The sequence below is a fragment of the uncultured Oscillibacter sp. genome, from assembly GCF_910579365.1.
Taxonomy (GTDB): domain Bacteria; phylum Bacillota; class Clostridia; order Oscillospirales; family Oscillospiraceae; genus Oscillibacter.
The window spans coordinates 69,081-77,947 of sequence record NZ_CAJTUX010000005.1; the positions used below are offsets into that span (position 1 = coordinate 69,081).

Annotated in this window: 9 protein-coding genes; 2 read left to right on the forward strand and 7 right to left on the reverse strand. The window is 61.0% G+C overall.

Annotation, left to right across the window (positions count from 1 at the left end; genetic code table 11):
- Nucleotides 1-8 precede the first annotated feature (8 nt).
- Entirely contained in the window at nucleotides 9-1,403 is a 1,395-nt protein-coding gene (lpdA, locus tag QZ329_RS02990) for a dihydrolipoyl dehydrogenase (RefSeq protein WP_295748159.1), read from the forward strand.
- A gap of 42 nt (nucleotides 1,404-1,445) precedes the next feature.
- On the opposite strand, the gene QZ329_RS02995 is transcribed toward lpdA, so the two are convergent.
- The 7 genes from QZ329_RS02995 to QZ329_RS03025 all read right to left on the reverse strand — a co-directional run bounded on the left by QZ329_RS02995 (nucleotide 1,446) and on the right by QZ329_RS03025 (nucleotide 8,035).
- Nucleotides 1,446-2,135, reverse strand: a complete 690-nt coding sequence (locus QZ329_RS02995) for a GntR family transcriptional regulator (protein ID WP_295748161.1) — start codon at nucleotides 2,133-2,135, stop codon at nucleotides 1,446-1,448.
- Nucleotides 2,136-2,253: 118 nt separating this feature from the next.
- A complete protein-coding gene (locus QZ329_RS03000; RefSeq protein ID WP_365351319.1) occupies nucleotides 2,254-2,823 on the reverse strand; it encodes a (2Fe-2S)-binding protein in 570 nt (189 codons plus the stop codon).
- The gene (locus QZ329_RS03005; protein ID WP_295748163.1) at nucleotides 2,810-3,751 is read right to left on the reverse strand and encodes an FAD binding domain-containing protein; all 942 of its coding nucleotides are present in this window, start codon (nucleotides 3,749-3,751) and stop codon (nucleotides 2,810-2,812) included. Before QZ329_RS03005 ends, QZ329_RS03000 begins: the two co-directional genes overlap by 14 nt.
- Nucleotides 3,751-6,153: a xanthine dehydrogenase family protein molybdopterin-binding subunit gene (locus QZ329_RS03010; RefSeq protein WP_295748165.1), complete on the reverse strand. Its 2,403-nt coding sequence runs from the start codon at nucleotides 6,151-6,153 to the stop codon at nucleotides 3,751-3,753. The genes QZ329_RS03005 and QZ329_RS03010 overlap by 1 nt, the downstream gene beginning before the upstream one ends.
- Nucleotides 6,154-6,171: 18 nt before the next feature.
- Nucleotides 6,172-6,858: a GntR family transcriptional regulator gene (locus QZ329_RS03015; RefSeq protein ID WP_295748167.1), complete on the reverse strand. Its 687-nt coding sequence runs from the start codon at nucleotides 6,856-6,858 to the stop codon at nucleotides 6,172-6,174.
- An 81-nt stretch (nucleotides 6,859-6,939) separates the two neighbouring features.
- A complete protein-coding gene (locus tag QZ329_RS03020; RefSeq protein WP_295748169.1) occupies nucleotides 6,940-7,692 on the reverse strand; it encodes a PHP domain-containing protein in 753 nt (250 codons plus the stop codon).
- 91 nt (nucleotides 7,693-7,783) lie between these two features.
- Entirely contained in the window at nucleotides 7,784-8,035 is a 252-nt protein-coding gene (locus QZ329_RS03025; RefSeq protein ID WP_295748171.1) for a hypothetical protein, read from the reverse strand.
- Between QZ329_RS03025 and QZ329_RS03030 the strand changes: the two genes are divergently transcribed.
- Nucleotides 8,025-8,867 (forward strand): hypothetical protein (locus QZ329_RS03030; protein WP_295748173.1); only part of this gene is annotated, 843 nt, incomplete at its 3' end. The two genes, QZ329_RS03025 and QZ329_RS03030, sit on opposite strands and share 11 nt — an antisense overlap.

Below are 8,867 nucleotides of genomic sequence, written 5' to 3' on the forward strand. Positions count from 1 at the left end.
TGCAGCAAATGCAGAAATTTGACGCGGTCGTCGTAGGCGGCGGCCCCGGCGGCTATGAGTGCGCCATCCGCCTGGCCCAGAACGGCCTGAACACAGCCCTGGTAGAAGAGGCGGAGCTGGGCGGCACCTGCCTGAACCGGGGCTGCATCCCCACCAAGACCCTGCTCCACTCCGCCGACGTGTACTACGAGGCGAAAAACGGCGCCGCCTTCGGCGTGACTGCCGGGGACGTGACCTTTGATTACGCCAAGATCATCGAGCGGAAAAACGCCGTCTCCAAGCAGCTCAGCAACGGCATCGGCTTCCTGGAGAAGAGCCACGGCGTGACGGTCATCAAGGCCCATGCCACCCTCGCCTCCCGCACCTCGGTTTCCCTGGACAACGGCGAGACCTTGGAGTGCAAGCACCTGATCGCCGCCACCGGCTCCAGTCCCGCCCGGATTCCCATTCCCGGCGCAGAGCTCCCCGGCGTGGTGGACTCCACCGGCCTTTTGAACATGACCACCTGCCCGAAGCACATCGTCATCGTGGGCGGCGGCGTCATCGGCATTGAGTTTGCCACGTTCTATTACCGCCTGGGCGTAAAGGTCACGATTGTGGAGATGCTGGACCGGGTGCTGGGACCTTTGGACAAGGACATCACGGACTTTGTGGAGGCCGAACTGAAAAAGTGCGGCGTGGAGCTGGTCCTGGGCGTCCGGGTGGAGTCCATCGAGCCGGGTCTGAAGGTCAACTACGCCTCCGTCAAGGACGGTACCAAGGGCACCGCCCAGGGCGATGTGGTCCTCATGGCCGGCGGCCGCATCCCCAACACCAAGGGCCTCGGCCTGGACGCCATCGGCGTGAGGATGGACCGGAAGGGCTTCGTGGAGATCGACGGTCTCTGCCGCACCAACGTCCCCGGTGTCTACGCCATCGGCGACATCAACGGCAAGATGCAGTTGGCCCACGTGGCCTCGGCCCAGGGCCTCCTGGTGGCGGACCACATTGCCGGAAAGCCCTGCAAACAGCTGAATCTGAACCGCATCCCCTCCTGCGTCTACTGTAACCCGGAGACGGCCATGGTGGGCCTCACGGAGGAACAGGCCCGTGCCACAGGCAAAGACGTGGGCGTCGGCGTCTTCAACCTCTCCGGCAACGGCAAGGCCCTGACCATGGGCGAGAACAAGGGCCTGGTGAAGTTCGTCTTTGACAAAACCACCGACGAAATCCTGGGTTTCCACGTCATCGGCCCCCGGGCCACGGACCTGGCCGCCGAAGTCGCCGCCGTCATGGAGTGTGAGGGCACGATTGCCGAAATCGGCAGCACCGTCCACCCTCACCCGACGGTCAGCGAGGTGGTCATGGAAGCGGCCCACATCTGCCACGGGACCTGTGTCAACGCCCCGAAGGCACGGAAATGAAAGCGGAAAGGGCGCGTCCGGTTAGGACGCGCCCTTCTTCTTTTATGAAACGGGTTCTTTTTTCGTCCCCGCCTGCTGCGCCGCAAAGTACTTGCCAAGCTCATCGCCGAAGCCTTTGATGTGCAGGAACATATACGCTCCTGCGCTGGACTCCTCATGGGCTTTCAGATAGCGGAAGATGTTCCGGTGCTGGGCGATCAGCTCATCCAGAGAAAACGCCGTAGTCGCCGCGCACAGATAGGTCCACTCCGCCATACGGAGAATCGTCCAGGCCCGCTTCAGCGCCGGACTCCCGGCGGCGTCCAGCACGAGTCCGTGGAACTCCTTATCCAAATGGACAAAGGTTTGCAGGTCCTGGCTGTGGTCCATGCCGTCCAGAACCGCCTCCATTTCCGCCAGCTGCTCCTCCGTGACATACTTCGCCGCCCGCTTGGCGGCATATTCCTCGATAAAGGCCCGCGTGTCAAAAATATCCGCAATCTCCACAGCTGTAAAATTCCGCACATAGGTGCCGGAATAGGGCCGCTCCTCCAGCAGGCCGACTGCGGACAGCTCCAGCATAGCCTCCCGCACCGGAGCCTGAGACACGTTCAGCTCCTTTGCCAGCCGGGTTTCCACGATCCGGTCCCCCGGCCGGTAAATCCCCTCCGCAATCTGCTGATGGATATAATCTTTAATATTGCTCCGCAGCGTCTCCTTCGCCGGAAGCCGCTTTCCGCTCCTGCCACCCATTCCACCACACCTTTCGCGGACCATATGCCCGCCGCTTGTCCTCCTATTCTCGCACACTTTCCCAAAAATTGCAAACCCTTTCGCAGCAAAAAGAGGAGGCGCTCCGCCTCCTCTTTTCTTACGCCTCGTATTGGCGGTTCCATTTTTCCGAAAACCGGCTGTCAATCCCCCGGAATTCCGGTTCCGGCAGCCCGGCGGCCTTGGCCTTCGCCCGGGCCGCGTCCATCTTTTCCACAGCCAGGAGCACGCCATCTGCGATGCGCGTATATCCGGTACACCGGCAGATGTTGCCCTCCATCTCCTTCCGGATTTGCTCCCGCGTGGGATGGGGATAGCGGTTCAGCAGCGCGATGCCGCTGATGAGCATTCCCGGCGTGCAGTAGCCGCACTGGACCGCTCCCGCTTCGATAAACGCCTCCTGCAAAGGATGCAGCCGCCCGTCCTGCGCCAGTCCCTCCGCCGTCAAAACGTCCCTTCCGTCCAGCTCCGCCGCCAACACGAGACAGGAGTTCACAGGCCTCCCGTCCAGCAGCACGGTACAGGCTCCGCACTCCCCCTCGTTGCACCCTTCTTTCACACTGGTGAGAAACAGGTCTTCCCGCAGGAAACGCAGCAGCGTCTGGTGGCAGGGCACTGTTTTTTCATAGGTCTCGCCGTTCACCGTCACGCGGACGTCAACCGTTTTCATAGCCCGTACCTCCATTTCCAATCTGTCCCGGATAGAGCCTCTGGGGAATGGCCTCGGCCTTCTGCGCCAGGGGCCGCCCCGCCCGCTGAACCGCCTCATGAAGCACCTGAATGGCAATATCATGGAGCAGCCGTGTCCGGAACTCCGCGCTGGACCGCCAGCTGGACCGGGGCCTGCCCTCCGCCGCCACGGTCTCCGCCGCCTGAACGATTCGGGCATCTGAAACCGCCTGTCCCTCCAGCACCGCCTCGGCCGCGCGACTCCGCATAGGCGTGGGACCCGCGGTGGTCAGCGCGATGCGAACTTCTTCAAAAATGCCGTCCCGGACCTCCACATAGGCGCTGACGCCCATCAGGGCCAGGTCCATGGCGTTCCGCCGGGTGTATTTGTAATAAGCGCTCCCGGCATTTTCCGGCGGCAGCGGCGCCAGAATCCGTACCAACAGCTCCTCCGGCAGCAGGTCAAACTTTTTGAATCCGGTGTAAAAGGCATCCAGCGGAATCTGCCGCCGCCCCTTCGGACCGGCAGCCACGGCCACCGCTCCATGGACCAGCAGCGGCCCCACGGAATCCGCCGAGGGAGCGCCGTTCATAATGTTGCCGCCCAGGGTGCCCCGATAGCGGATCTGCACAGACCCCACCTGGGAGCAGCCCTGATAAAGGGCGTAGTACCGTCCGCGGATGGCCTCCCATTCCTCCACGTGCCGGTGGCTGGTGAGAGCGCCCAGGTCCAGGCCCTCCGCCGTAAGCCGCTGTCCCCGGAGCGCCTCCAGGCCCTTCAGGTCCACAATCTTGGCGGCCAGCTCCTTTCCGCCGTGCATATTGACGAAAACATCCGTGCCCCCGGCGACAGGCTTCGCTCCGGCGGCTTTCAAAGCGCAGGCTTCCAGCAGGTCCGCAGGCGCATAATATTCAAATCTTGGCAGCATCAGTCCTCGGCCTCCTTCCGAAAGAGGATGTGTTCCGGCTTAATGGGGATGGACGAAAAGTCCGAATTGCACGCGTGGCAGACAGCCCCGGCGATGGCGGCGGCCGTCGGAACCAGTCCCGGTTCGCCGATGCCCTTCACGCCGAAGGGACCTTCGGGGTGTCCGTTCTCCACCAGCGTGATTCTGGTCTCCACGTCGGAATCCATGAACGTGGGAACCTTGTAATCCACCATGTTTCCGTTCCGCAGGATTCCGTCCTCGTAAATCATTTCCTCCATCAGCGCATGGCCCAGACCCATGACGACCGCCCCCTCGATCTGCTGGAGGCAGCCGGTGGGATTGATGGCCTTGCCGACGTCGTGCGCCGCGCCCATTTTGGCGACCTTCACCCGGCCCGTGACGGGGTTCACCTTCACCACCGCCGCCTGGGCCCCGATCATCCACATGACCGTGGGCCGCTTGGACTGACGGCCCTCCACCGGCGGCGGGTCAAAGATGTCCGACGTGCCATAGCGTCCAATGGCCAGCACCGGCTCCTGCTCGTGCAGGATGCCCGATTTTCCCACCTCGTTGATGTGGATGCGCCGGGCGGGGTCCTTCACGCTTTGGATATATCCCTCTGCGGTATAGGTCACGTCCTCCGCCGCACAGCCCCACTTGACAGCCGCCAGGCGGCAGAGCTGCCGCTTGATGTCCGCGCAGGCCTCCAGGATCGCGTTGCCGGAGTGGAAGGTTGAGCGGGAGGAGGTGGTGGTCTTGTCGTAGGGCGTCATGGCGGTATCCACCGGGGCCACGCTGATTTTCTCCAGGTCCATGTGCAGCGCCTCCGCCGCGAACTGGGGCATGGTGGTGGTGACGCCCTGGCCCATCTCCCGGCTGGCGGACCAGATATACAAAGAGCCGTTCTCGTTCATTTTCACGATGCAGGAAGTGGTGGAGGGCGTGCCCGTCAGCTTGTTGAAGCAGGCGATGCCCTTACCGCAGAGATTGCCCTCCTCGTCCACCCAGCGGTCCGGGAGCTTGTCCCAATCCACGTTCTTCGCCGCCGCCCGGAGGCACTCCTCTACGGCGCAGGTGGAGATGATCTCCCCGGTGATGCCCTCATCCCCGTCGTGGAGACAGTTATGGAGCCGGAAGGCCAGGGGCTCCATCCCCAGCTTCCGGGCGACAATGTCCATCTGATGCTCGTGCAGGGTGGCCGCCTCGGTAACGCCGAACCCGCGATAAGCCGTGCCCAGGGTCCGGTTGGTCATGTAGACATAGGTGTCCACCTGGGCATTGGGAATTTTATAAGGTCCGTGGGCGGCAAACCCGGCGTTGTAGTCCACGCGGGGATTGGTGGTCACATAGGCTCCCGCGTCCCAGTAGCCGGTGACCTGCTGAGCGGTGATGGTGCCGTCCTTTTTCACGCCGGTCTTGATGTAGTACTGCACGGTGGAGCGGCAGACGGTGGCCTCAAACTCCTCGTGCCGGTCATAGGTCAGCTTCACCGGCCTGCCCCCGGCCTTCAGGGAAAGGGCGATGGCAATAGGCTCGCACTTCGCTTCGTACTTCCCTCCGAAGGCCCCGCCGATGTGGGTCATCGTGAGCCGGACCTTCTCCGCCGGAACTCCGAAAATCTTCGCCATCAGCCCCCGGATGCCGAAGGGGGACTGGTTGGGGGTCCAGACCTGAATCTCCTGGGTGTAAGGGTTGGCCACGGCGGTGGCGGTATGGGTTTCAATGAGCGTATGCTGAAGCTGGCCGCAGCGGAAGCTGGATTCCACCACCAGGTCCGCCTCGGCGAACCCCTTTTCCACATCCCCCTTTTTCAGGTGAAACTGGTCGCCGATGTTCGTCCCTTGAGCAGGGAAGCAGACGCTGCTGCAATCATAGCGGCTCCAGTCCTCGTGAACGAGGGTCTCGTTCTTCATGGATTCCTCAATGGTGTTCACCACGGGAAGGAGCTCATACTCCACCTCTACCAGAGCGGCGGCATTCCGGGCGATTTCCTCGGTCTCCGCCGCTATCGCCGCCACCGGCTCGCCCTGATAGCGGACCTTGTCCAGGGCAAGTATAGGCTGGTCGGCAATAAATTGTCCATAAGGCTCCGGGTAATCCCTGCCGGTGACGACGGCCCGCACGCCGGGAACCGCCCGGGCCTTGTCTACATGGACGGCTTTGATCCTGGCGTGGGGATGGGGACTCCGGGCCAGCGCCCCGTAAAGCTGCCCCTGGAAATTCACATCCGCGCCGTATTGGGCGGTCCCGGTGACTTTCTCCACGGCGTCCTTGCGAATCTGGCTGTGGCCAACGGCGGCCTCGCTGCCGGTGGTGTCCTTTCGAAGGACCACCAGCCGGTCCCACTCCCGGCCCTCCTGTTGAAACTCTCCGCAGGGGCGAAGCGTTTTCTGCTCTGCCATATCGTCCTCTCCTTTTCCTTACAAAAGAGTCCTTGGGAGCGGCAGGAGATTCCCGTCCGTCTCCCGGAAATACTGTTTCAACTCATCACCGAAGTTTTTGATATGCAGGAACATATACGCCCCCACGGTATGGTCCGCGCGCTTTTCCAGCATACGCAGAATCTGCCAGTGCTGCTTTGCCAGCTCCGGCAGCGTGTTCCGGGTGACCGCCACGGACAGCCCCGTCCACTCCACCAGCCGCAGGCTCTCCCACATCCGTTTGAGGGCCGGGCTTCCAGCGGCGTCCACCACCAGGGCGTGGAAGGCGATGTCCTTTTCCACGAAGTCGCGGGCGTTTTCCGCCGCGTCCATTTCCCGCAGCAGCGCCTCCATTTCCGCCAGCTGCTCCGCTGTAATCCGTCTCGCGGCCTGTCGGGCGGCGTACTCATCAATAAAAGCCCGTGTGTTATAGATATCCTCAATGTCCTCCAGGGTCAATTTTCGCACAAACGACCCGGAGTAGGGCCGCTCTTCCAGCAGCCCCATGGCGGCCAGCTCCAGAATGGCCTCTCGCACGGGGGCCTGGGAGACATGGAGCTCCTTGGCCAGCTGGGTTTCCACCACCCGGTCTCCCGCTTGAAAGCGCCCGGTGGCAATCTGTTGCTGAATATACTCCCGGATGTTGTTCCGCAGCGTGGCCTTTTCCGTTAAACGCTTTCCATCCATTGTCCATCTCCCTTGCTGGGCATGGCGCCCTCCTATATAATCGATTATTGATTATAATTGTATTTCATCTGCACCCGTTTGTCAATGCGTGATTGCTGGAAACCGACGGTTTCGCTCTTTCCGATAATTGTCAAAGCCTTCTTTGGTGAGATTGACGATAAGCTCCGGCGGAAACTCCAGTTCCTCCAGCAGCGTCATCAGTGGCGTGACGCTGCCCACCATGGTGTGAAAGTGCGCGTCGCTGGCCACGCAGACCCGCTGGTCATGGACCTTGCAACAGAGGATGTACTGCTTCAGGGAAGGCAGGCTCCCCGGGCGGTGGACGGTGGTGGAGTTGTTGTTCAGCTCCAGCAGTTTTCCCTCCTCTCCCGCCGTCCGGACCAGGGCCTCGAAGTCACAGGGAACGCTGGGGTCGTCGGCGTGGCCCAAAATATCAATGTAGGGATTGCGGAGCATTTTGCAGTAAACTTCTGTATTTTTCTCCCGTTTTGCCCGCTCCGGAAACATATGGCTGTGAATGCTGGCAATGGCGAACTCGCAGAATCCAAGGTACTCCGCCGGAATGTCAATCCGGCCCTCGTGGTCCAGGATGTTGATCTCCACGCCCTTGTAGACCCGAATGCCCTCCACCGTTTCCGGCAGCATCCTCTGGCTGTGGGGGATATAGGCCGGCGCGCCTCCTTCGATGGCCGGGCCGTGTTCCGTCAGGCAGAGTCCCTTCATACCCTTGGCCTTGGCGGCCAGGCAGTTCTCCGTCAGCGTGGACCAGGCGTGGCCCGAGATGACAGTATGGGTGTGGGTGTCCACTTCCGGAATCATCTTGCTTAATTGCATAAAATTTCCTTCTCCTTTTTGGCTAGTATTTTGCCCGAAAACTCCGTTTCCTGTCTTGACTTTTTCGGGCAATCTGCTACAATCTAAATTGTCAATAATCGATTATCGAGAAACGAAGCAAATCCGTGCAGGCGCCTTCTTTCTTTATCATAGCGGCTTCTTCCCAAAAAGCAAGATAAACCACCTTGCTCCCACCGGAAAATTTCCGGTTCACATCGGTTTTGAGCTTTCCGGATTCTGGCCCGCCCTCCTGCCGGCTTTGAAAATCGATTATACCGGTCACCATCAGCCCCATCCGATCCGCCGACACAAATTGAAAAGGAGAATGCAAGATGAGCGACACTTCCAAAATCCTGGCAACCAAATTTACCGACGAACGGTTCCCCATCGAATGGAAGGATGAAGCCGAGAAGAGCCTCATGTGGTTCTACGACGACCTCCACTGCCCCAACCCGATCTCTCCGCTGTACTTCGACGTCGGCGGCTGGTGGGACTGCGACGGCCGCTGGGGCTCCGACTGCACCTACATGTATCAGCGCTTCGGTGCGCCCATCGGCAAGGCCTGGATCGCCAAGAAGATCGGCGGTTATGTCTACTCCGCCGTGGTGCCCCCCGAGATGGACGCCGACAAGATCGGGCCCATGTTCGACTACTACACCAAGGTCATGCCCATCTATGCCGACACCTTCATGGACCGCTGGGACAAGGAGTATGTCCCCCGGCTGCTCCAAATGCACAAGGCCATGCTGGACTTCGATTTCGAGCACCGCAGCCTTCCGGAGATCATGATCCACATGGAGGACATTCTGGACATGAAGTCCGAGGCCTTCCGCATCCACTGGATCATCAATCTGGCCCAGTTCCAGGCGTCCACCAACTTCACCAACGTCTATGAGAAGGTCATGGGCAAGGTGGACCCGGTGGAAATCGGCAAGATCAACGTCTCTCCCAAGGACCGCAACTGGGATTCCCTCAAGGCCCTCTGGGAGATGAAGGAGTATGTCTGCTCCATCCCCGCCCTGAAGGACCTCTTCCTGAAGAGTGACGCCGCCGCCATTATGGCCAAGGCCGTGGACATCCCCGGCGGCAGCAAGCTCCTGGAGATGGTGAACAACTACCGCGAGGAGTACGGCTTCAAGGCCATGTACACCCACGAGTTCATCTACAAGACCTGG

Excerpts from the sequence above, each read along its gene's own strand:
- lpdA (WP_295748159.1), top strand. The coding sequence starts at position 9 with ATGCAGAAATTTGACGCGGTCGTCGTAGGCGGCGGCCCCGGCGGCTAT.
- QZ329_RS02995 (WP_295748161.1), bottom strand. The coding sequence starts at position 2,135 with ATGGGTGGCAGGAGCGGAAAGCGGCTTCCGGCGAAGGAGACGCTGCGG.
- QZ329_RS03000 (WP_365351319.1), bottom strand. The coding sequence starts at position 2,823 with ATGAAAACGGTTGACGTCCGCGTGACGGTGAACGGCGAGACCTATGAA.
- QZ329_RS03005 (WP_295748163.1), bottom strand. The coding sequence starts at position 3,751 with ATGCTGCCAAGATTTGAATATTATGCGCCTGCGGACCTGCTGGAAGCC.
- QZ329_RS03010 (WP_295748165.1), bottom strand. The coding sequence starts at position 6,153 with ATGGCAGAGCAGAAAACGCTTCGCCCCTGCGGAGAGTTTCAACAGGAG.
- QZ329_RS03015 (WP_295748167.1), bottom strand. The coding sequence starts at position 6,858 with ATGGATGGAAAGCGTTTAACGGAAAAGGCCACGCTGCGGAACAACATC.
- QZ329_RS03020 (WP_295748169.1), bottom strand. The coding sequence starts at position 7,692 with ATGCAATTAAGCAAGATGATTCCGGAAGTGGACACCCACACCCATACT.